Source organism: Roseofilum halophilum BLCC-M91, from assembly GCF_030068445.1.
Lineage (GTDB): Bacteria > Cyanobacteriota > Cyanobacteriia > Cyanobacteriales > Desertifilaceae > Roseofilum > Roseofilum halophilum.
This window is the reverse complement of sequence record NZ_JAQPOK010000098.1, coordinates 1-21,246: the sequence shown is the minus strand read 5'-3', so window position 1 is coordinate 21,246 and position 21,246 is coordinate 1. Positions and strand designations below refer to the sequence as shown.

Annotated in this window: 21 protein-coding genes and 1 tRNA gene; 9 read left to right on the top strand and 13 right to left on the bottom strand. The window is 47.5% G+C overall.

The window, feature by feature from the left end; all coding sequences use genetic code 11:
- Positions 1-132: 132 nt before the first annotated feature.
- Positions 133-1,431: a homoserine dehydrogenase gene (locus tag PJF56_RS13770; RefSeq protein WP_283763256.1), complete on the bottom strand. Its 1,299-nt coding sequence runs from the start codon at positions 1,429-1,431 to the stop codon at positions 133-135.
- A 43-nt stretch (positions 1,432-1,474) separates the two neighbouring features.
- Positions 1,475-1,984, bottom strand: a complete 510-nt coding sequence (locus tag PJF56_RS13765) for a hypothetical protein (protein ID WP_283763255.1) — start codon at positions 1,982-1,984, stop codon at positions 1,475-1,477.
- 144 nt (positions 1,985-2,128) lie between these two features.
- Here PJF56_RS13765 and PJF56_RS13760 point away from each other — a divergent pair, with 144 nt between their 5' ends.
- Both PJF56_RS13760 and PJF56_RS13755 read left to right on the top strand, forming a co-directional pair.
- Positions 2,129-3,127, top strand: coding sequence for an aspartate carbamoyltransferase catalytic subunit (locus PJF56_RS13760; RefSeq protein WP_283763254.1), 999 nt, complete (start codon positions 2,129-2,131; stop codon positions 3,125-3,127).
- 67 nt (positions 3,128-3,194) lie between these two features.
- On the top strand, positions 3,195-3,935 hold the full coding sequence (locus PJF56_RS13755; RefSeq protein ID WP_283763253.1) for a Uma2 family endonuclease: 741 nt from the start codon (positions 3,195-3,197) through the stop codon (positions 3,933-3,935).
- 544 nt (positions 3,936-4,479) lie between these two features.
- Here the strand turns inward: PJF56_RS13755 and PJF56_RS13750 are convergent.
- From PJF56_RS13750 to PJF56_RS13740, 3 genes are all read right to left on the bottom strand, one after another.
- On the bottom strand, positions 4,480-4,758 hold the full coding sequence (locus PJF56_RS13750; protein ID WP_283763252.1) for a cupin domain-containing protein: 279 nt from the start codon (positions 4,756-4,758) through the stop codon (positions 4,480-4,482).
- Positions 4,759-4,795: 37 nt separating this feature from the next.
- Positions 4,796-4,883, bottom strand: a tRNA-Ser gene (locus tag PJF56_RS13745).
- Between the two features lie 2 nt (positions 4,884-4,885).
- Entirely contained in the window at positions 4,886-5,824 is a 939-nt protein-coding gene (locus PJF56_RS13740; RefSeq protein ID WP_283763251.1) for a TIGR04168 family protein, read from the bottom strand.
- Between the two features lie 288 nt (positions 5,825-6,112).
- Here PJF56_RS13740 and nblD point away from each other — a divergent pair, with 288 nt between their 5' ends.
- Positions 6,113-6,286: an NblD family protein gene (nblD, locus tag PJF56_RS13735; protein WP_283763250.1), complete on the top strand. Its 174-nt coding sequence runs from the start codon at positions 6,113-6,115 to the stop codon at positions 6,284-6,286.
- Between the two features lie 24 nt (positions 6,287-6,310).
- Here nblD and PJF56_RS13730 read toward each other — a convergent pair whose 3' ends face one another.
- Positions 6,311-7,291, bottom strand: coding sequence for an XdhC family protein (locus PJF56_RS13730; protein WP_283763249.1), 981 nt, complete (start codon positions 7,289-7,291; stop codon positions 6,311-6,313).
- A 234-nt stretch (positions 7,292-7,525) separates the two neighbouring features.
- Between PJF56_RS13730 and PJF56_RS13725 the strand changes: the two genes are divergently transcribed.
- Positions 7,526-8,761, top strand: a complete 1,236-nt coding sequence (locus tag PJF56_RS13725; RefSeq protein ID WP_283763248.1) for a Zn-dependent hydrolase — start codon at positions 7,526-7,528, stop codon at positions 8,759-8,761.
- A gap of 43 nt (positions 8,762-8,804) precedes the next feature.
- The gene (hpxO, locus tag PJF56_RS13720; RefSeq protein WP_283763247.1) at positions 8,805-9,968 is read left to right on the top strand and encodes an FAD-dependent urate hydroxylase HpxO; all 1,164 of its coding nucleotides are present in this window, start codon (positions 8,805-8,807) and stop codon (positions 9,966-9,968) included.
- Between the two features lie 21 nt (positions 9,969-9,989).
- On the opposite strand, the gene PJF56_RS13715 is transcribed toward hpxO, so the two are convergent.
- The 3 genes from PJF56_RS13715 to PJF56_RS13705 all read right to left on the bottom strand — a co-directional run bounded on the left by PJF56_RS13715 (position 9,990) and on the right by PJF56_RS13705 (position 13,384).
- Positions 9,990-11,267, bottom strand: coding sequence for a hypothetical protein (locus PJF56_RS13715; protein WP_283763246.1), 1,278 nt, complete (start codon positions 11,265-11,267; stop codon positions 9,990-9,992).
- A gap of 60 nt (positions 11,268-11,327) precedes the next feature.
- Positions 11,328-11,987 carry an ABC transporter ATP-binding protein gene (locus PJF56_RS13710; RefSeq protein WP_283763245.1) on the bottom strand — a complete coding sequence of 220 codons (660 nt, stop codon included), beginning with the start codon at positions 11,985-11,987 and terminating at the stop codon, positions 11,328-11,330.
- Between the two features lie 77 nt (positions 11,988-12,064).
- On the bottom strand, positions 12,065-13,384 hold the full coding sequence (locus tag PJF56_RS13705; protein WP_283763244.1) for a TMEM143 family protein: 1,320 nt from the start codon (positions 13,382-13,384) through the stop codon (positions 12,065-12,067).
- A gap of 46 nt (positions 13,385-13,430) precedes the next feature.
- Here PJF56_RS13705 and PJF56_RS13700 point away from each other — a divergent pair, with 46 nt between their 5' ends.
- Positions 13,431-14,288 (top strand): NAD(P)-dependent oxidoreductase, encoded by an 858-nt coding sequence (locus PJF56_RS13700; RefSeq protein ID WP_283763243.1) that lies wholly within the window; start codon positions 13,431-13,433, stop codon positions 14,286-14,288.
- A gap of 50 nt (positions 14,289-14,338) precedes the next feature.
- Here the strand turns inward: PJF56_RS13700 and PJF56_RS13695 are convergent, their stop codons facing one another.
- The 4 genes from PJF56_RS13695 to PJF56_RS13680 form a co-directional block, all read right to left on the bottom strand.
- Entirely contained in the window at positions 14,339-15,592 is a 1,254-nt protein-coding gene (locus PJF56_RS13695) for an adenylate/guanylate cyclase domain-containing protein (protein ID WP_283763242.1), read from the bottom strand.
- 149 nt (positions 15,593-15,741) lie between these two features.
- Positions 15,742-16,311: a hypothetical protein gene (locus PJF56_RS13690; RefSeq protein ID WP_283763241.1), complete on the bottom strand. Its 570-nt coding sequence runs from the start codon at positions 16,309-16,311 to the stop codon at positions 15,742-15,744.
- 68 nt (positions 16,312-16,379) lie between these two features.
- Entirely contained in the window at positions 16,380-17,783 is a 1,404-nt protein-coding gene (locus PJF56_RS13685) for a sensor histidine kinase (RefSeq protein WP_283763240.1), read from the bottom strand.
- A complete protein-coding gene (locus PJF56_RS13680) occupies positions 17,749-18,426 on the bottom strand; it encodes a response regulator transcription factor (protein WP_283763239.1) in 678 nt (225 codons plus the stop codon). The genes PJF56_RS13685 and PJF56_RS13680 overlap by 35 nt, the downstream gene beginning before the upstream one ends.
- Positions 18,427-18,547: 121 nt before the next feature.
- Between PJF56_RS13680 and PJF56_RS13675 the strand changes: the two genes are divergently transcribed.
- The 3 genes from PJF56_RS13675 (at position 18,548) to PJF56_RS13665 (ending at position 20,935) form a co-directional block, all read left to right on the top strand.
- The gene (locus PJF56_RS13675) at positions 18,548-18,892 is read left to right on the top strand and encodes a nucleotidyltransferase family protein (RefSeq protein WP_283763238.1); all 345 of its coding nucleotides are present in this window, start codon (positions 18,548-18,550) and stop codon (positions 18,890-18,892) included.
- Positions 18,864-19,214 carry a HepT-like ribonuclease domain-containing protein gene (locus PJF56_RS13670; protein WP_283763237.1) on the top strand — a complete coding sequence of 117 codons (351 nt, stop codon included), beginning with the start codon at positions 18,864-18,866 and terminating at the stop codon, positions 19,212-19,214. The genes PJF56_RS13675 and PJF56_RS13670 overlap by 29 nt, the downstream gene beginning before the upstream one ends.
- A gap of 89 nt (positions 19,215-19,303) precedes the next feature.
- On the top strand, positions 19,304-20,935 hold the full coding sequence (locus PJF56_RS13665) for a CocE/NonD family hydrolase (RefSeq protein WP_283763236.1): 1,632 nt from the start codon (positions 19,304-19,306) through the stop codon (positions 20,933-20,935).
- The last annotated feature ends 311 nt before the right edge of the window (positions 20,936-21,246 follow it).

Sequence of the window (21,246 nt, the reverse complement as noted above, 5' to 3'; positions counted from 1 at the left end):
TGACAATCTCAACGGTTTTTCCCATCTCCACGCTGTTTGATAACTCACCCCGGCTTTTTTGGCATAGTCTGAGAGTTTCATGGTTCTATTTTACCATGAATGACTATACTTGACTGTATTTTAAGTTAAACTTTACAATACTCGAATGACACTCGGTACAGAGTCGATCGCCTCTAACTCCTTGACTTGTGCTAAGGCTTGGCGGAAATTGCCTTCGCGGGTTTCATGGGTGACAATGACGATCTCTGCTAGGTCTCCCCTGAAGCCAATTTGTACGACGGACTCTAAACTTACGCCGCGATCGCCGAAAATAATGCCCAGATGACCGATGACTTTGGGACGATCTTTGGCAATCAGGCGAATATAAAAGCGGCTGTTAAGTTCTTCTAGGGGGGTGAGGGTGCAATAGTGCTGATGGGTGCAACTGAGGAGGGGGTGGGGGATGGGTTCAGTTTCGGTTTTGAGGATGGCGGCAATGTTAATCATATCCGAGGTGACGGCACTGGCGGTGGGGCCAGCTCCTGCTCCTTGACCGTAGAACATCACGGGGCCGATGGGGTCGCCTTCGACTAAGATGGCGTTAAATACGCCGTTGACGCTGGCCAGGGGATGGGTATGGGGAACGAGGGTAGGATGGACGCGAATTTGCAGACGATCGGTTGCGTCGCTCGACTCTTCCCGATGGGCGATCGCCAACAGTTTAATCCGAAAGCCCAGTTTTTCGGCATAACTAATATCGGCTGCACTGATGGAGCGAATGCCTTCACAATGGACTTCTTCCCGTTTCACTCGACCGCCAAAGGCTAAAGCGGCTAAAATGGCAATCTTATCGGCCGCGTCTAACCCATCCACATCGGCTGTGGGATCGGCTTCCGCATAGCCTAAACTCTGGGCATCGGCGAGAACGTCCCCAAAATCTGAGCCTTCCTGCTCCATTCGGGACAAAATATAGTTGGTTGTGCCATTAATAATACCAATGACAGATTGAATCCGGTTCACGCCTAGGGCCTGTTTGAGGGGATTAATCACCGGAATTCCGCCGCCGACTGCTGCCTCCAGCATCACGTACACCCCCGCAGCATTAGCAGCATCATAAATTTCATCCCCATATCGGGAAATCACTGCTTTATTGGCGGTAACCACATGCTTGCCATGGGCGATCGCCTGAAGAATGAGCGATCGCGCCGGTTCTAAACCGCCGATGAGTTCGACCACAATATCCACAGCTTCATCGGTAACAATGGCTTCAAGATCGGTAGTCAGTAACCCATCGGGCACTTTCACCGCTCTCGATTTATGCAGATCCCGAACACCAACCCGATACAGATTTAGGTCACCTAAGAGGGGATGCCGTCCTTCCGGGGTTAGTAAAATCTCAACCGTTCCTGCTCCTACGGTTCCTAAGCCTAGTAAGCCAATGTTATATGCCACAATACCAATCTTGAAAACAATGGATCATCCTTAAAGTGTATCATCAAAAGCCAATGGGTTGAGAGCGATCGGTAAATTGCACCTCCTGAATATTCCACAGGGAAGATTGGGTTAAGGTTTGCTGTAAACTGCCCATGAGAGCCATGCGTTCGCAAGTGGAGAGGGAGACAAACTGACGCTGAGATTGGGGAGAGAGGCGAAAATCAATGGTGAGGCTATTCTCTGCTCGGTTGGGTTGCACGCGATAACCGGCGATCGCAAAATCGGGGCTGGTTCCCTCTGCGATCAGCTTATGGATCGTCCCTTGTAGGGCATTTTGTCGAGGCACTTGTATCGGTTTCTGGACAAAGGTTTCACAGAAAGCATCCAGATGATAAACTGTCACCTCGATGGTCTCCACCGGAGGAGGATCGGGGGTTTGAGCCAGTTTGGGCAGGGGTGCAGGGGTAGGCGTGGGTTCGGTGGAATGGGTGGCATTAAGGGCGCATCCAGCCAGACTCAGGGCGATCGCCATACCCAAGGGGGCGATCGAGCTTCGAGGGTTTAAGGGCATGATCGTGGAGTAATGAGTGACTCTTTAGACCCTTCATCGAAACCGGCATTCGATCCGCCTAATTTCCTGTAGAATCCTACATAGCGTTAAAGGGTAAAGTCGGGTATCCCCCTTTACCCTTTACCCATTACCCATTACCTAACGATGACCTTTACTCACCCCCACATCCTATCGCTGGCCGACTTCACCCCAGAAGATTACAATACCGTTTTACAGACCGCCGCTAGTTTTTCCGATGTCCTTTCGCGACCGACGAAAAAAGCGAAAAAACTGCCCACCCTTCAAGGACGAGTGGTGACGCATCTTTTCTTTGAACCTTCCACTCGCACCCGCAGCAGCTTCGAGTTAGCGGCTAAACGGTTATCGGCCGATACCCTTAATTTTTCCCCCGGTTCCTCTTCCCTCTCCAAAGGGGAAACTATCCTGGATACGGCCAAAACCTATTTAGCCATGGGAAGCGATATTATGGTGATTCGCCATAAAGAGTCTGGGGTTCCCCAGGCGATCGCGGCTGAACTCGATCGCCTGAATGCCAATGTCAGTGTTCTTAACGCCGGGGATGGTCAACACGAACACCCCTCCCAAGGCTTACTGGATCTGTTTACCCTCTGCTTCCTCCTCGATCCCCAAGGGCCCCGTTTAGAGTTACTGTCAGGCAAAAAAATTGCCATTGTCGGCGATATTGTCCATTCTAGGGTCGCTCGTTCTAATCTCTGGAGTTTAACGGCTACTGAATGTGAAGTTCACTTAGCTGCACCGCCAACATTATTACCCCAATACTTTGCCCAATATGTCTCGTCTGAGTCCCAAGAGCGACCGGGAAAAGTGTTGGTGCATTGGTCAGTAGAACCGGCTCTGCAAGATGCTGATTTTGTGATGACTCTGCGCTTGCAAAAAGAGCGCATGACTCAACATTTACTGCCGAGTGCCAGGGAATACCATCATCGCTTTGGCATTACCCGCGATCGCCTCAAACTCTGTAAACCTGGTGTTAAAGTTCTCCATCCCGGCCCCGTAAACCGAGGCGTGGAAATTAGTTCCGACCTCATGGACGATCCCGAATTTAGCCTCATTTCCCAACAGGTCAGCAGTGGAGTAGCCGTGAGAATGGCCCTACTGTATTTAATGGGAGGGGGCAAGTAGCGATCGGTACTTAAAATAAATAAGTTAAAATCAACTCAACTCACCTTCGATCGACGATGGATTACTCATGGTTCAAGCTCCCTACTCCCTGGAAACGCTCTACCCTGACTCTGACGGGAAACCTATGGCAGAAAATACCGAGCAGTATGAATGGATTGTTCGTTTGGCAACTAATCTCAAGTATTTACTCAAGGATCGAGAGGTATTTGTTGCCGCCGATTTACTCTGGTATCCCGTGCAAGTCGAAGCCCCCCCTGCACCAAGCCAAGCACCGGATGTCATGGTGGCTTTGGGTCGTCCTCCGGGATATCGAGGCAGCTATAAGCAATGGGAAGAAGACAATATTGCCCCGCAAGTGGTGTTTGAGATCCTCTCCCCCACCAACACCCGCCGGGAAATGGCAGAAAAGCAGAAGTTTTACGAACACTATGGGGTTTTAGAAACCTATTACTACGACCCGGAGCGAAAGGATTTTTGGGGGTTTGCACGGCAAAATGAAGATGATATTTATACTTTAATTACAGCATTGTATCTCCCATGGACATCTCCCCTGTTACAGATCCGGTTTGAGTTATTTGAGGATGGGTTAACTGTGTTCCATCCCAATGGGGAACCCTTCGCTGAACCAGAAGCCAGTTTGCTCGAGCGCGATCGGGCGAGACTGGAGCAAGAACAGGCGCAAGCGGAACGCGATCGGGCGCAAGCGGAACGCGATCGGGCACTCTCGCGAGAGGAACAAGCCCAAGCGAAACTCAACCAAGCTTTAGCAAAACTCCAGGAGTTGGGCATTGATCCAGAGACGATCTGAAGGGATACAGCAGTTTCCTCTGCTATGGGGTACATTAAAATGGGGTAATAGGGAGACAGGGCCAAGCGCTGTAAAGTGTTACCAATGGTCATTACCATGACCCACTACAACACTTCGCCCTGCATGAGTTCCCTGGCAACTTCTACTAGCTCAGGGGGCAAATCATACATATGTTCTTGACATTCTCACCGCCCTAGAAGGACGGCGATTCCCAAACCTCACGATTTGGGTTCCTGCTTCTGTCCCTTGCGGGTTTTTCGCAACGGCTTTCCAGGGCGCAATGCCTTTCGAGGCTTACGTTCGCTCCACAGGCGGAAACGGTGTGTCCCACCGCCAAAAGCCCAATTGGATTGGAGTGTTAGCCAAACTTACTAACTTGGTTTTCGTTAGCCAGTTTAACTACCACTGCCCATTGTACTGTAAAGCCGCCCTTCAAGGGCGGGGTTTTCAACCCAAAATCTTCGATAACCCTGGATTAAGTTGCTTCCAGAAATCCGGGTTTTGGACTTGAGCGTAAAGATTGGAGTCCCCTACCATGTGCCAGTTATTCCATAAAATAATGTTTGCGAACCGGTTTAAGGATTTTCCAGGTGCAGGAGAGTCCAGAGGGAAATGTCACTAAGTCCCCTTGTGCAAATTTAACCGGTTCTCCATCATCGGGGGTAACAATCACTTCTCCAGTCAGTAAGTAACAGGTTTCGGAGCAGTCATATGTCCAGGGAAACTCAGAAACTTCTTTTTCCCAGATGGGACAATCCCAGATTCCTAGTCGATCGAGCTGTTCCCGGCTTGGTTGATGGTTGATTTGTATCGTGGAGGCCATAAGAGAGCAACCCTAATTCACTCAGGCGACAAGGGAACGGAGAGGGGGGGATTCGAACCCCCGGGACGCTGTTAACGCCCACTCGATTTCAAGTCGAGCGCATTCGACCACTCTGCCACCTCTCCAGTCACAGTCTATTAGTATAGTCTATTTTGAGAGCAGATGGGTGGGATGAATAGAGGATTTCTTCGGTCTCTATTTTGAACTGGTCATTCACCCAAACTAAGCTGGCTTGGGTAACGGTTTGGTTTTCTAGGGTGACGAGGGAGAAGTTGCGCGATTTTCCGGTTGCGGTGGTGATAATTCGGGGGACTCTAGCAGCGTTTAGATAGAGTGTACCTCGATCGTCTTGGGCGATCGCCTCTCTCAACTGAGCCTGAGTATGTCGCAACCGGTGATGCATGTGGCCAAAGGTGACTAAGGGAATCTGTTTTCCCTGTTGTCGAGTGGCTGAGATTGCCGCCCGAAAATCCGGTTCGCCAAAGTCTCCCCCCAAAGGATTCCAATCTTTACCACAAATGTCTTCCGGTTGATTTCCAAGACCTTGGGGGCCACAATGGCCAACAAAAATCACCGTCTCATAGGCCGTGTTCTGGGCAGCCGCAATAATTTTATCCGCAGATTCCGTAAAACTATTCACGCCATAGCGATCGCGATAAAAGCCCCCATTTTGCCAGATGGGGCCGCCCCAACTAAAGGGCCGAGCGCCAACGACACTGAGCTGAAATTGGGGAAAATCGAGGGAATTAAACCCCACATGGGTCTCTCCGAGGAGCTGAAGTTGGTCGCTTACCCGGTCTTCTAATTGGCGATCGTAGGGGCATTTTTTCTTACCCCAAGGGGAGGCAGTATACCAACAATCATGGTTTCCTAAAACGATCGCCTTGGGTAAGTCTAACGCGGCGATCGCCTCCACCACCGGAATTGACTCATTGCCAAAATCACCCACAAATAACACTAAATCCACACCTAAAGCATACAGGGCTTGTGCATCGGCACTTTCCCATTGATCGTGTACATCTCCTACCACGGCGATCTTCAGGGAAAGTTGCTTGGCCTTGTTCATGGGATTCTCTCATCCGTTCAGTTAAGCATCGTATTCAGTATTCTACCAAGCTCCGTCGCAGTGCTGCACTACAGAAAATAATGCAGTACGAACGACTCCAGAACATAGGCTTGCGGTAAACCTTATCTAGATGATCTGCATGACGAAAAGCTGGCTGCTATTTTGTAGTGAATATCTAATTCTCTGAGCTATGGAAACATTTCCCCGTAGGGTCGATCAAAAACCTAACATTTTTGAAAAGATACGCTATACTGTGCCAAACTGTTGACCGATGTTGGAATTAAGCTGATGTCAGAACAAACCTGTCCCGTTTGTGGTGTGAAGATCCAAAAAATGGTGGGTAAGGATCGGGTTTTATTTTCCTATGGGCCGCCAGCCACCCGCGAGCAATTATGGCAGAAGATTTGCCAGCATGTGCAAAAACCGAATTGTATTAACCAAGACCAAGGGAAGATCAATTAAAAATTAAAAATTAAAAATTAAAAATTAAAAATGGGTATTGCTCTGTTGCCATAAGGGTAAACCGCTTCCACCTCGTTGGACTAAGACTAATTCGGCGGCAATACTAATGGCTATTTCTGCGGGTGTTAAGGCTCCGATATCGAGTCCAATGGGTGCATGGATTTTCTTGAGTTGGTCTAAAGGAATGGCACGATCGGCGAGGGCTTGGCGGACTTTGTTTACCCGTTTTTTCGATCCAATCATGCCAATATAGTGATGGGGAATCTGGTTTTCTAGCAGACTTTTTAGAGCTTCGATATCGTAATCATATCCACGGGTAACCATGGAAATATACAGGGGATGATGATAGGGCCATTGCTGTAAAACTTGAGAGATGGGATCGGTGAAGATAGAGAGGGCTGAGGGGAAACGATCGCAATTGGCCCATTGGGGGCGATCGTCTTGAATGATGATTTGAAAGCCTAAGAATGTGGCAACTTGTGCGAGTTTTTCGCCCACATGACCTGCACCGATAATCAAGAGTAAGGGCGATGGGTCTATGAGGTTTATAAATCCTTGTTCTGGGGAAATTTGGGGATCATGTTCAGTGAGAAGATGGGGGGATAAATTGGGAGAAAAGGGGATAAATAGACCCACCGAATGACCTTGGTTGAGATGGTCTAGGATAGCTTGGGTGAGGGCGATCGCCGCTTCACCTGACCATTTTGCCACCCAGACCTGCATTTGACCCCCACAAACCCCCTCAGTGACGCGCTGAATTGCCCCGGAAAGGTCAACGATCGCCTTTTGTGGAGCGCCCGATGCTAGAACCTCCTCCATAATGCTTAAAACCTTCGCTTCTCCCGCTCCTCCGCCAATGGTATCCAACAGCGTCCCATCCCCACAGAGCGCCATTTTTGCCCCCACTTCCCTGGGCACAGAGCCAGTTGTTTTAATGACAGTGGCGATCGCCACATCTCCCATTTTCAATAGATTGAGTAACTGTTGATAAAATTGCAGTGACATAGCTTGGTGCTGAACTGCCCTTTGTCTTATCTCTCCGATTGTATTGTAAACTTTAATTAAAAATATAGTTAAACAGAGTTATGTATTATATAGCATTTTCATCACATTTACAACGGTTGCCCTCATCCCCTAACCCCTTCTCCCACGGGAGAAGGGAGAAAGTCCCTCTCCTCTGGGAGAGGGATATAGGGAGAGGGCGTTTCAAGTCAAAATACTCCAGCGATTACCCATCACATGATTGAAGCTCTGCAAATTAACGCTCAACGGCTCCAAAATACCTTAGAAGAACTCGCGAAAATTGGACAAAAGGGCGATCGCAGTATTTGTCGCCTCGCCTTTTCCGACGAAGATCTACAAGCACGTGCCCTCGTCCATCAGTGGATGGAAGAAGCCGGAATGAAAGTGCGAGTCGATAGTGCCGGAAACTTAAGAGGAACCTATCCCGGAAAACAGCCCCATCTTCCCATCTTAGCCACCGGTTCCCATCTCGATACCGTCCCCTCTGGCGGCAAATTTGACGGAGCCTTGGGAGTCGTTGCCGGAATTGAAATCATTCGGGTTTTAAACGACCATCAACACCATCTCAATCATCCCTTAGAAATCATCGTATTTACCGATGAAGAAAACACCATGATTGGTTGTAAAGCCATCTCTGGAACCGCATCCCTTAACCCAGAAGACTATCAAACCAAAGTCAATCTTTCCATCATCGATGCCTTAGATAAAATTGGCGGCAATTGGCACACTTTAGCCCAAGTCCAACAAACCCGCCAAGACATCGCCGCCTTTATAGAATTGCATGTCGAACAAGGAGCCATATTAGAACAATTTGGGAAACAAATTGGCATTGTTCAAGGCATTGTTGGTCAACAACGCTATACCATTTCCATCAAAGGTCAAGCCAACCATGCCGGAACCACCCCCATGAACATGCGTCAAGATGCTCTCACTGCTGCCGCTCGCATTGTCCTAGCTGTTGAACATTTAGCCCACTCTGCTCCCGGCGATCCAGTCGCCACCGTAGGCGCATTTCAAGTCTTTCCCAATGCCCCTAATATTATTCCTGGCTTAGTCAAAATGACCGTCGATATTCGCGATTTAGATCGGCAAAACCTGAACCATTTAGTGACTGAATTAAAGACACAATTAGAAGAAGTTTCCAGCGCTACACAAACTCAAATTACCATTGAACCCCTATTAAACGTTCAACCTACCTTAGCCACTCCCAAAATTCAACAGCAGATCGCCACCGTTTGCCAAGACTTAGGATTAACCCATCTCTCCCTACCGAGTCGCGCCAGTCATGATGCTCAAGAATTGGGGCGCTGTACCGATATGGGGATGATTTTTGTGCCCTCTCAAGGGGGAATTAGCCATTCTGGAAAGGAGTATACCCCAGATCGAGATTGTGTACAAGGGGCAATGGTTTTATTGCATACGTTGCTAAAATTGGATCGAGAGTATAATTAATCCGTAACCTATTCCCTATTCCCTATTCCCTATATCAAACATTATGTATCATCTCAAAGCGATTATTATTGGCGCTGGCATTGGTGGATTAACGACCGGAATTGCCCTCAAACAAGCCGGATATGAAATTGAAATTTATGATAAAGTGCGCGAATTTTGCCCTGCCGGTGCGGGGATTTCTTTGTGGTCAAATGGGATTAAAGTTCTCAATCAGTTAGGGTTGGGGGAAGAGATTGCTAAAATTGGTGGCCAGATGAATCGGATGGAGTATCGCACCCATGAGGATAACCTGTTAAATGCCATCGATTTACATTCTTTAATTGCCCAAGTTGGACAGCGCCCCTATCCGGTTTCGCGGACGGATTTACAAGCCTTATTATTGCAAAGGGTTGGCGAAAAAAATGTTACTCTTAATTGTAAATGTGTAAATGTTTCTCAGGATAAAGATGGGGTAACTGCCAGGTTTGAAGATGGCAGAACGACCTGTGGAGATGTGTTAATTGCTGCTGATGGGATTCACTCGATGATTCGTCCAATGGTGACGGGAGAGAGTAGCGAGCCTCGATATGCGGGTTATGTGAATTGGAATGGTTTAGTCGAGGCAAAAGCCCAAGCGATCGATCGAGAGTGTTGGGTGATTTATGTGGGAGAAGGAAAACGAGCTTCCCTGATGCCTATTGGGGGCGATCGCTTTTATTTTTTCTTTGGCTGTCCCCTGGACAAAGGCACAGCAGTTGCTCGTGAAGATCGCCAACAGGAATTAGCCAACATTTTCAGGGGCTGGGCAAGTCCAGTACAAAGATTAATTAAAACCCTGAATCCTTTAGCCACTAATCGATTAGAAATTCATGATTTAAATCCTCTCAACACTTTAGTAAAAGGACGGATCGCCCTACTCGGTGATGCGGGTCATGCTACTACGCCAACTTTAGGTCAAGGAGGTTGTCAAGCCATGGAGGATGCGGCGGTTTTATGTCGCTATTTAGTTACTACCAATGTGAGTGTGGAAGATGCACTAAACCGGTATGAACTCGCCCGCAAAACCCGCACATCGGAATTGGTGTTGAAGGCGAGAAAGCGCACGGACACCATTTACGGAAAGGATATGGCTGTTACTCAAGAGTGGTATGATTCTTTAAGTCAAGAATCGGAACATGATGTGATTCATGCTTTAGCTAAGGTAATTTTAGCTGGCCCGTTTAATTAATTCATCGGAAAGGGCGATAAGTTAGTTCTCGTCTCCATCTGCAAGTCGGTTAATGTTTTGCTCTAGGATATCGGTTTCGGTGGTATAAGCTAGATCGTCAGAGGCGATCGCCTGTTTTTTGCCTAGACCTTTAGCATAGTCGAGTTTCTGCTGAATTTCTGGGGTAGGATTGCCGAGCAGAGAACGGCGATCGCGGCGCATTTGATTGCGCTGTTCGATTTTCTGATTCGCTTGTCCTAACCACAAATAGCGACCCAGGGGAATGGCTAAAAAGCCGATACCGTAGGCTAACAAAATACCATAAATGGACTCTACAAACGCCACTAATCCCCCCAATTCAGCCGCCACTGTGCCATCTGCCAATAAACTCCCCAAAACTAACGCCCCAATCAGATTGGCTGCTCCTAAACCGATCGCCAACATAATTTGGGTGGAACTGGCGGCACTAAATCGCCATTTCTTTTCTTTGAGATAGGAAGCGTGTTTTTCTTCGTCTTCCTCAGTCGCCGTAATTTGTAAGTCGGGGAATTGGTAGACGATCCCCCCTTCTGGAGTCACTTCCGGACGACCATTAAAGCGCACCAAAACGGGTAAGAGATAATTCTCATATTCGCGATCGTACCCCTTGCCTAAATCATCCAAATAGGGGGCGATTTGTTCGGCTACCACAGCGCCATTCTGAGAACGGATGGTTGAGGCGATCGCCCGCCAACGGCGCTCCTCTAAATGGGCATTGGGGTTACCCTCCCCAAACAAAAAGGAAAAAATCGCCTCTAAAAAGTTCATTTCCGACGAGGAGCGCTGGCGACGGTTTGCACCGGAATAGTCAGGATAAAACATCCACCAATCCCCTAAATTGAGGGGAAACCAAAAGAAACGCACCGACTCGCGCCCCCTATTGCCCCCTCCGCTATTGGAATCTCCGTCTTGGGAGGATTGCAGACTAATGACAATGACGGCGATCGTCACTAAAATCAAGACCAAAGACAAAATCAGCACAATGCCAAAGGAAATCCGAATCAGATAAAACAAAACCCGCCAAATCTGTTGACTCGTCTTTTGCCAACGCAAGCGCCAAAACTTCCCTTGTAGAATCGTGCGAAAATTCTGAGGAAACAGATAGGCAACATCCCCCGACTCCGCCACCTGGAGATGTCCCCCCGCATCCGCAGCCAGAGCTAAAAGTCCCTGTTGGGTTTCCTCAACATTCAACCCCGTGCGAGCCGCCACATCCCCCACCGTGACTCGATACCCCAAATGTTCCACAGCCTCCATCAGTTTCAGATTAGGCACAGCCATGTGTACTACCTCTTCGTGTCTCTCTTGCTCGTTGGTTTATCCTTGCGATTAACCGTCCTTCTACAATTCTAGGCGATCGCTCGTTACCCGCTCCATTTGCTGACGATCGTGACTTGTCCAGATACAGCATCTGTGAGGTTTTTCCTGAATCCAACCATCGATTAAAGTTTCAATTTGTTCGGTCGTTTGTGGGTCAAGAGATGCCGTAGGTTCATCTAAAAATAAGATCCTCGGATGCAGTTGCAGAGCGCGAATAAAACTCAGAATTTGCCGCTCTCCTCCAGATAGGCTAGGGGCTGGTCTTTTCAGAAAATCTGAAGGACGATTGAGTTGGCTCAGTAACGTTTGAATATACTCCGAATTATAGGTTTTATGTTCATGAATGGCTAAGGTATAAACAATCTGTAAATTTTCCTCTACCGTTCCTTCAAATAGACTAGGTTGTTGATGAATATAAATGGCTTGGGAACGATAATAAGGTAATATCTTGGGGGTAAGATTTCGGTCTTCTCCCGGCTCTTTCGACCATAAAATCTGGCCTTCATCCAGGGGATCGAGTCCTGCGAGAGCGCGTAATAATAGGGTTTTTCCTGTCCCGGATGCTCCCCCTAACCCCAAGCGAGATCCGGGGGTTAGGCTAAAGGTTAAGTTTCTCCATAGCCATTTGTCTTGAATTTTGCGCCCAATTTGATGAACGGATAAACAAGTATTGGTATTCATATCTTGGGTAATTGGTAATAGGTAATTGGTATCTGAATTGTTCCCCTATTCCCCCATTCCCTATTCCCTATTCCCTCCTAGTCATGACTATAACGAAAGGCATTGTCCCATAAATAATCTAAGATTTCCAAGGAATCATCTAAGGATCTAACTTGACACTTGCCCCACTCATCATAGCTTAATAACGGAATATCCGATTGAAGTTTACCCTGCATATTGTTTAATTTTCCGCGAATATTGTATAAGTTATTCAGGGGGCCATTAATATCAAAATCGATGCGACAATTCCAAGTTTTTTCCATCCAGGTTTCAATCCGATCGTCTAAGTCTTCTGGAGTCATGGCTTTGCCACTCGTCAGCAAATGATAGTAGACTAACATAATCTCTTTACACTCTTCTTCTTCGGCGACATCAATCAGGGCATGAAAAACGCTGGTATTATTGGCTAAGTTCTTAAAAAAGAGGGTTTCAGTCACTTTTTTCTGAAACTTAATTTTCTTGTTTTTGTAGCTATTATATTGCTTAAATGCAAATCCCCCAAACGCCAGCAAAAGGGAGAGGGTCGCCAACAATGCTGGAGTTAAATTTCGCACCTCTTCTTCATCTGCTTTCATCTCTTCCATTCCCGGAAAAGTACCCGTGAAAAATAGGATAACACCGACAATAATGACCACTTGGGGTAAAATCTTGATCATCAGGGGGATGGCTGCACCAATGGCTGATGCAATGAGGATAAGTCGGTCTTTCCAGGTCATGCTCACTTTGACATTGGGGAAGAGGAACTCTAAGTCAAATTTAGGAACATTTTGATAATAAAACAGATAAATTTTGCCCGGAGTAAATTTGAGGTTTTCAGCTTCGGCAAAATAGGACTCATCTTTGAATTTGATGGCCACGACAACCCGCTCGAAGATATCCAGAGTTTCGGTAACGGTGCGAAACCACCATTTCTTACGGGTAATTAGCTCATAAATGTCTCCCTGACAATAGAAGAGCATTCGATCGAAGTCTTTAAAATTAATATCGGTTTTCAGTTCAATCAGGGAGCGTTGGTCAAATGCTTTCTCTAGAGTTTCTTGGGATAGAGGGAAATAATTGGCCCGTTCTAAAACTTGCTCAAAATAGTTAAAGAAGTCTGCTTCCATCTGCTGCCGATCGGCGGCCGTGAAGCGCTGAAATTCGGAGAGTTTTTCATAGGGGTTAAAGGGTGTATAGTAGTCTTTGAGATCTTCTAAAATTCCATGGAAGTGAAAATGATAATAGGCGGATAGAAGCTGACAAAATTGGCGGAATTTTTCCCGATCGCCCTTGGGAAGCTTGCCATCTCGCAGACATAAGTCAATCAGATGATGGCGGTCAAAGGGAATATGGGCTTCGCGATCGCTATAATGAGCCATAGGTCACAGAAAAGTCGAGAATCAAACGGAACTGAGGAGGACACTTGTGAGAGTCGGTATCATAGGCACAGGACTGATGGGCGGCCCCATGGCCCTGAAATTACAAGCATCCGGATATCAGGTCACTGCCTATAATCGTACACCAGAGAAGCTTAAACCTTTAGCAGAAGCGGGTGTGAAAATAGCCTCCTCTCCCCTCGAAGTGCTAGAATCATCGGACTCTACGCTACTGATGCTCACCAATGCTGAGGCGATCGCCGAGGTTCTCCTCAATCCTACCACCCAATCAGGATTAGAAGGCCACACCATTATCCAGATGGGAACTATTGCCCCCACAGAAACCAAAACCCTAGATCAACAGATTTGTCAAGCGGGGGGAACCTACTTAGAAGCGCCCGTATTGGGCAGTATTCCGGAAGTAAAAAAAGGGATGCTAATAGTGATGGTGGGTGCATCCGAAGCGGACTTTCAAACCTGGCTAACCCTCTTGCAAACTTTTGGCCCAGAACCGCTCCACCTCGGGCCTGTGGGCAGTGCCGCCACGGTAAAATTAGCCATGAACCAGTTGATTGCCTCCCTAACCACAGCCTTTGCCCTGAGTTTACACCTGATTCAACAGGAAGGAATTAACACAGAAGCCTTCATGCAACTGGTGCGCCAAAGTGCCCTCTATGCTCCCACCTTTGATAAAAAGCTGCAACGGATGCTCGATCATCAGTACAGTAACCCCAATTTCCCCGTTAAACATTTGCTCAAAGATACCCGCTTATTTCTGCAAACCGCCAAGGATCTGGGATTAGATGCCAGTTTACTCGAAGGGATCTGCAAAATATTGGAAAAATCTGGCGATCGCGGCCATTTCGATGATGACTATTCTGCCCTCTTTGAAGGGATTATCAATTAAAAATTTAAAAACGGACTTGATATGAGGCATTTACAGCCCTTTGCACTGTATTACCCCAATCGCCAAGCGATTAATTTCTCCGATTTGCCTTTAGCGCTGATGGGTTCACAGGGTTGAACTTTTAAATCTTGACTCATGGCATGATAGACAGCATCAGAAATGGTAATTTCTCCGGCTGGGGTAGCACTTTCTAAGCGTTTTGCTGTGTTAACTACATCTCCAATTACAGTATAAGTGCGTACATCTTGACTGCCAAATAAGCCTTCCGTAACTTGACCACAATGGACGGCACATCCTGCACCAATATGATAGGGAGTGAGGATGTTTAAGGCCGCTTTTTGCATGGCTTGAGCGGCGGCAATGCCTTGTCCTGGAGTGGCATAAATGGCCATGACTTCATCGGCGGTAAAGCTGATTTTTAGGGGTTGATAGCGAGAGGCAGCCGGTTCAACCTGAGTATAATATTGATTGAGAACGGAGGCGACTAAATCGGGTGAGGTGGTTTCGCACCAATGGGTAAAGCCGCGAATATCCATAAAGATAATGGTGCGATCGCACTTTTGAAACGCTAAAGCCTCTGGATTGCTCAGGGCAGTTTCCACCACATGAGCGCCCATGCCCCATTCTGCCATATTCCCTAAGAGTTTGGCGGTCTCTTGCAGTTCTTCTCGTTGTTTGGTAATTTGTAAAGATTGCAAGCCTAATAGTATCCCCACCAATAGCATACTAACGACTAAGAAAATATGAGATCTTTCTTCCCAAAAATTAGAGGTTAACTCAAAATAGAGTGGCAGTTCATAGGACTTAACTTCTACAGCCACATAGAAAGCCACCACCATGCCACTGCGAGCTAAACTTTCTAAGGGAATAATCCAATTTTGTCGATTTTTATTCCCCTGAAACCGCAGGTGCTGTAGGATAGCAATGATTAAAGAAAACGACCAGAAAATGATATGAATATAATCTTGGAAAAAGCCTAAACCGTCTGCGGGCACATCAATAATAGTGTAAATAGAAACGCCTAGAATATTGCCCCATAACCGATGGGAATTGGGTCGAGACAAATACCAAGTTTGCACCATCATGGCAGCAATTAGGATATATTCCGTCGGGTCATGAATAAAATCTAACCAGCCATCCAAGATGATATCAGTTAAGATTTTAACGATGAGAAAATGACCGCTATTCCCCAAAAGTTCGCTGATAAATCGAGTCCATTGGCTATCATTTAGCCGTTGCCTTAAGATACTCTGAGATGGGGGACGAATTGACGATTTGGATTTGGCTCTTCTATCCTGCGCCATGGCAGTTAACCTCTATGAATAAACCATCTTTCTAGTTGACAAGCCTGATGTACAGGTGGATTCTCTCATCTTAGCTTAAGTGGATTGTCAACAGACATAGAGGCAAAATGGGTCAATTTTAGCCAGCAGATAAAAAGGGGAAATTTGAGTTACTCTTGGGGACGACGTTGGCGAAAAATACCGGTCATCTTAATGCCTGTGGCTAACATGGCAATTAATCCTAACCCGACTAAAAGCACATAAATGGGTTTACCGAAGTCGCCAAAATATTCGCCTTGGTGAATTTCCATAAAAATTTCGGCTTGCTCGGAAGACATGCCGAACCAACTTTTGCCTATGCGATAGAAGATGCCGGTAAATGCACTGAGGGCTAAGGGCAGAAAGATGATGGGGGCGAATTTGCGGTGAATTTGGCGAAAGGCGGGTAGGGAACTGGAGGCTTTGGGGTTGGAAGGTTGCCAAAATCGGCTCATGGTTACGCCGGTGATAATCATGCCGATTAAACCGATGCCTAGGAGTAACACATAGATGGGTTTGAGTGCATCGCCGAGATATTCTCCTTGATGGAAGATCATGAAAATATCGGCAGTTTCTCCAGACATGCCAAACCAGCTTTTTCCTAACCGGTAACCGATGCCGCTTAAGGCGGAAATCATTAGGGGTAAAAATAAGATGGGGGCAACTTTACGATGGATGGTGCGAAAGGTGCGTTGATTCATGGGGTTCATCCTCTAATATGTGACCTAGGATTCACTTTAGGGATGAAAGGTAAAAAACTCGGAAAGGGTTAGAAATGAATGGGCAGAAGGACTTGGAAACAACTGCCTACATTTAATTGACTGGTGACTAGAATTTGTCCTTGATGTTGCTCGGCGATGCTTTTGGCGATCGCCAAACCTAAGCCGGAACCGCCTGCGCGACGGGTGCGGGCTTTGTCGGCTCTCCAGAGGCGATCGAAGACGAGGGGCAGGTGTTCGGGGGCAATACCGATGCCGGTATCCTGGATGGAGACGGCGATCCAGTCTTCTTGTTGCTCTAGGGAAAGGGTGACTTTTCCCCCTGGGGGGGTGTAGTTTAAGGCGTTTTCGAGGAGATTGGCAAAGAGGCGCTGTAATAAAAAGGGATCTCCTTGGATGGTGACTGGGGCGATAATGCTCCGCATCGCTGGCGCGATCGCATCGGCTCGGAGGATAATGTCTTTAGCTTCGGCTTGGGGTAGCCATAAGTCGATTAAGTCTTCTAAGAGTTCTTCGAGGGGTAGGTTTACCCATTGACTGGGATGGCTGCTTTGATCGGTGCGAGCTAGGATGAGGAGATCTTCGACAAGGCGTGTCATTTGCTTGAGAGCGCTGGCGATCGCCTCAAATTTTTTGACATCGGCAGGATGGATGCGCTCTGGATGGGAGAGCATGACATCGACGGAGGTTTTGATGGCAGTTAGGGGCGATCGCAATTCATGGGAGGCATCGGCGGTAAACTGTTTGAGTTGGTTAAAGCTGGCTTCAATGGGTTTGAGGGCTTGATCGGTTAACCACATGCCTCCGACTGCGGTTAAACTGGCGGCGATCGCCCCCCCTAACAGCATCCCCCAGCGCAACTTTACCAGCACCTCCTCCACCGCTTCCGTAGATTGACTGACGCGCACATAGCCTTCAATGTCGAGATCTTCCTCATCCTGCTCATGGGCAACCCAAGTCAGGGTACGAATACCACCGTTAACTGTATGTCCAGAACCCTCATTAGAAGTACGGGTAACCAGGGGAGCAGAGGGAAAAATCAGCCCTTGTCGAGCCAAAAGGTTACCCCGTTCATCAAACCATTCAATCCCTTGAGCGGGTTGGCGAAAATTTTGCCAGGGAATATCGAGATCTCCATCATTATCTAACCGAGGGGCGATCGCCTCATAATCATGATGATCCTCATAATCATGATGATCCTCATCATCCTCATCATCCTCATCATCCTCATATCCCTCCTTAACCGCCTCTAAACCATGCACCCCAGCATCCGCCAACGTCAACAATTGACGATCTAACTGGGCATATAAACTATTGGCAAAAAACTCATAAACCGCCAGAGTTGAACTGCCCAAAATTGCTATCATCACCCCTAAATAGGACAGCAACAACCGCCAGCGCAAACGATTAAACGGACGCTTAGATATTTTGATTGAGTCGGTATCCCAAGCCATAAACCGTTTCAATATAATTCGCAGGCGCTCCCGCAGCCTTTAATTTTTGCCGCAAAGAGCGTAAATGAACTTTTACCGTTTCTTCCCCTGGTTGTTCTTCAAAACACCAGACTTGATCTAAAATCATACTCCGACTTAAACACCGGCCATGGCTGCGAAGAAATAATTCTAATAAACTATACTCTTTCGGCGTAAGTTGCAGCAGTTGCCCTGCATATTCCACCTTACAGGTATTGGGGTCAAGTTGCAGTTCTCCCCATTCCAGGATCGGCGGTAAAATATCATGATTGCGGCGCAAAAGTGCCCTTATCCGTGCCATGAGTTCTGGTAAATCAAAGGGTTTAACCACATAATCATCCGCTCCCGCATCTAAACCCATCACTTTATCCGTGCTAGTATCTCTAGCGGTGAGCATGAGGACGGGAATGGTATAGCCTTTTTGTCGCAGTCGCTGACAAAATTGAATGCCATCGAGTTTGGGGAGCATCACATCTAAAAGAATGAGATCGTAGGGGGCTGACTCTACAAACGCCCAGCCTAATTCCCCATCTTCGGCCATATCAACCGTATAGTGGCGATCGCTTAGGGCTTCTGCTAAGGCTTCGGCAATACGGCGATCGTCTTCTACCAATAAAATTTTCATCTTAATCTAAATTCACTGCAAACTCAGTTGGGTAGGGTGGGCAAGGTAGAATGAGGAAGGTGAAGTTGAGTTCAATCCGCTTGCCAACCCTACAGTAACAGCGATCGCTATACTGGCGTGTATGAATATTGAAATCCTCTATCAACGTCTAGATATCACTGCCGAGCAACTCCAGGCATTCTGCCAGAATGCCCAAATCATTGAGTTGGCCTTGTTTGGCTCCATCCTCCGTGATGACTTCCGCCCTGACAGCGATATCGATATCCTGGTCACCTTTGCCCCCCACTGCAAAATTAGCCTACTAGACTTTGTTGGACTTGAATACCAACTGCAAGACCTACTCAACCGAAACGTCGATCTCGTCAGTAAAAAAGCCGTTGAACAAGACCGGAACTGGCTTCGCCGTCAGGAAATTCTCAACCATTATCAGGTCATCTATGAATCGCGATCCCTTCTATCTGCTTGATATTGCCCAAAATGCCCAAGATATCATTAACTTTGTTCAAGACATGGACGAAGCTACATTCCTGACTGACCTGAAAGCCCAAAAAGCGATTCTCTACAGCATTACTATTATTGGAGAAGCCACTAAAAAACTTTCCACCCAACTCCGGCAGCAAAATCCCCATATCCCTTGGCGACAAATTGCCGGAATGCGCGATAAATGTGTCCACGACTACCGACAGATTGATCTTTCTCAAGTTTGGGAAATCACCCAAACGAGCATTCCAGAACTTCTAGAGAATATAAAGCTTCTCTTACCGGTACAAGAGGAGCAACAAGAATAACTTTCAACTTTTTATAAGAACAACACCCTACACTATTTATTAGGTGTAGCGATCGCACTGTTCCTCAGTCGTAACTTTTCCCGGCACTTATGTTAACTCTGCGTCCCAAACAAACCGCATCCCTAATGACCCGTGATGGAGTCAGACTCGATGCCGATATTTATCAACCCCAAGGAGATGGCCCCTATCCGGTGCTACTCATGCGGCAACCCTATGGCCGGGAAATTGCCTCGACGGTGGTCTATGCTCACCCCGAATGGTATGCGGCCCATGGCTATATTGTGGTCATTCAAGATGTGCGCGGTCGGGGAACCTCCCAAGGGGAATTCCACTTGTTTACCCATGAAGTCGAAGATGGGATAGATACGATTAATTGGGCGGCCCAATTGCCTGGAAGTACGGGAGAGGTGGGAATGTATGGGTTTTCCTATCAGGGAATGACCCAATTGTATGCGGCCTCGGCTAAACCGAAAGCACTGAAAACCCTGTGTCCGGCGATGATTGCCTATGATTTATACGCCGATTGGGCCTATGAAGGGGGAGCTTTTTGTTTAGCGGGTAATTTAGGTTGGGCCCTGCAATTGGCGGCGGAAACGGCACGATTAAAGAAAGATGCGATCGCCCACCAAATTCTCTACAGTGCCTCCCGAAATCTTCCCATCCATGGCCGAGAACCGCGCTTAGATGAAACCCTGCGGAAATATTGCCCCGATGCCTTTTATTATCGCTGGTTAGAGCATTCGGAATCGGATGAGTATTGGCAAGAATTGTCGCCGAAGTTAGAGGCTGTGGATTTACCCATGCTCCATATTGGCGGTTGGTTCGATCCCTATCTGCGGGGCACGTTGCGCTGGTATCAGGAGCTGGCCGGGCACAGTAGTTATCCCCAACATCTGATCGTTGGCCCCTGGGCCCATCTCCCTTGGGGGCGTAAGGTGGGAGAATTGGATTATGGGGCGGCCGCAGGCAGTCCCATCGATCTGATGCAGGTGAATTGGTTTAATCAGTTTCTCAAGGGTCAGGATACGGGACGCTTAGATATGCCTCCCATTTCGGTGTTTGAGATGGGCAGTAACCGATGGCGATCGCTCTCTCAATGGCCCTCCCATTCCCCAAAATCCTATTATCTCTCTAGTACGGGACTGGCCAATATCAGCGATAAGGAGGGCTTTTTAATTGAAAATCCGCCCCCTAGTGACAGTGTGGATCGCTGGGTTCACGATCCCTGGAGACCCTTTCCCGCTTTGGGGGGCCATGTGTATAGTCCCTTTGGAGCTTGCGATCGCTCCCTGCTCGAATGCCGCACGGATACCGTAACCTATACCAGCGAACCATTAACGGAACCGGTCTGTATTTTAGGAGAGGCGATCGTCGAAGTCTATGCCCAAGCCTCGACTCACAGCTTTGACCTGTGCGCCATCCTCTCCGAAGTTAAACCGGATGGTAGAGTTTATAACTTTACTCAAGGCTATCTCTGTGTCACAGAACCCCAAATCCCCCTAAAAGTTCACCTGCAATCGGTTTGTATACAATTACCTATCGGTAGTAGTCTGCGTTTAAGTTTAAGTGGCGCTTGTTTCCCTGCTTACCCGGTGAATCCGGGTACAGGACAATGTGGGGCCCAAAGCCGTTTAATTGATGCTCAGGTGATTACCTTCACCCTTCAATCCGGTGACGCTTCTCCCTCCCGACTCCTCTTACCCCTAGAATCAAGTTTTTAAATCTTTTTTCCAATCCCGTTCGATCCCCGTAGTCATGGTTACCATATCCCAGAAGAGGGTGAGCTAAGATAGCTGTGGCTACAGGATAAACTCGAAAATAACTGTCCCCTTCTGGTTATAGAGGGGAGGCAGTTATTTTGCACTGCTTTGGGCTAATTCGTTATATCAAGTCCGGTTTCCGCAAGCGGACATGAAAATGAGTTAAACTAGCGGGCAAGATGCCCGCACTCCCTCAATTATTTGATATTACTGGAGTTAAACTAGCGGGCAAGATGCCCGCACTCCTCGAATTCTTTAATCTGACTGGAGTG

Bases quoted from the DNA above. Each gene is read 5' to 3' on its own strand.
- PJF56_RS13730 (WP_283763249.1), bottom strand. From the start codon at position 7,291: ATGTCACTGCAATTTTATCAACAGTTACTCAATCTATTGAAAATGGGA.
- PJF56_RS13695 (WP_283763242.1), bottom strand. From the start codon at position 15,592: ATGGCGCAGGATAGAAGAGCCAAATCCAAATCGTCAATTCGTCCCCCA.
- PJF56_RS13680 (WP_283763239.1), bottom strand. From the start codon at position 18,426: ATGAAAATTTTATTGGTAGAAGACGATCGCCGTATTGCCGAAGCCTTA.
- PJF56_RS13725 (WP_283763248.1), top strand. From the start codon at position 7,526: ATGATTGAAGCTCTGCAAATTAACGCTCAACGGCTCCAAAATACCTTA.
- nblD (WP_283763250.1), top strand. From the start codon at position 6,113: ATGTCAGAACAAACCTGTCCCGTTTGTGGTGTGAAGATCCAAAAAATG.
- PJF56_RS13760 (WP_283763254.1), top strand. From the start codon at position 2,129: ATGACCTTTACTCACCCCCACATCCTATCGCTGGCCGACTTCACCCCA.
- PJF56_RS13690 (WP_283763241.1), bottom strand. From the start codon at position 16,311: ATGAATCAACGCACCTTTCGCACCATCCATCGTAAAGTTGCCCCCATC.
- PJF56_RS13665 (WP_283763236.1), top strand. From the start codon at position 19,304: ATGTTAACTCTGCGTCCCAAACAAACCGCATCCCTAATGACCCGTGAT.
- PJF56_RS13750 (WP_283763252.1), bottom strand. From the start codon at position 4,758: ATGGCCTCCACGATACAAATCAACCATCAACCAAGCCGGGAACAGCTC.
- PJF56_RS13705 (WP_283763244.1), bottom strand. From the start codon at position 13,384: ATGGCTCATTATAGCGATCGCGAAGCCCATATTCCCTTTGACCGCCAT.
- PJF56_RS13715 (WP_283763246.1), bottom strand. From the start codon at position 11,267: ATGGCTGTGCCTAATCTGAAACTGATGGAGGCTGTGGAACATTTGGGG.
- PJF56_RS13675 (WP_283763238.1), top strand. From the start codon at position 18,548: ATGAATATTGAAATCCTCTATCAACGTCTAGATATCACTGCCGAGCAA.
- PJF56_RS13685 (WP_283763240.1), bottom strand. From the start codon at position 17,783: ATGGCTTGGGATACCGACTCAATCAAAATATCTAAGCGTCCGTTTAAT.
- PJF56_RS13710 (WP_283763245.1), bottom strand. From the start codon at position 11,987: ATGAATACCAATACTTGTTTATCCGTTCATCAAATTGGGCGCAAAATT.
- PJF56_RS13670 (WP_283763237.1), top strand. From the start codon at position 18,864: ATGAATCGCGATCCCTTCTATCTGCTTGATATTGCCCAAAATGCCCAA.
- hpxO (WP_283763247.1), top strand. From the start codon at position 8,805: ATGTATCATCTCAAAGCGATTATTATTGGCGCTGGCATTGGTGGATTA.
- PJF56_RS13755 (WP_283763253.1), top strand. From the start codon at position 3,195: ATGGTTCAAGCTCCCTACTCCCTGGAAACGCTCTACCCTGACTCTGAC.
- PJF56_RS13740 (WP_283763251.1), bottom strand. From the start codon at position 5,824: ATGAACAAGGCCAAGCAACTTTCCCTGAAGATCGCCGTGGTAGGAGAT.
- PJF56_RS13765 (WP_283763255.1), bottom strand. From the start codon at position 1,984: ATGCCCTTAAACCCTCGAAGCTCGATCGCCCCCTTGGGTATGGCGATC.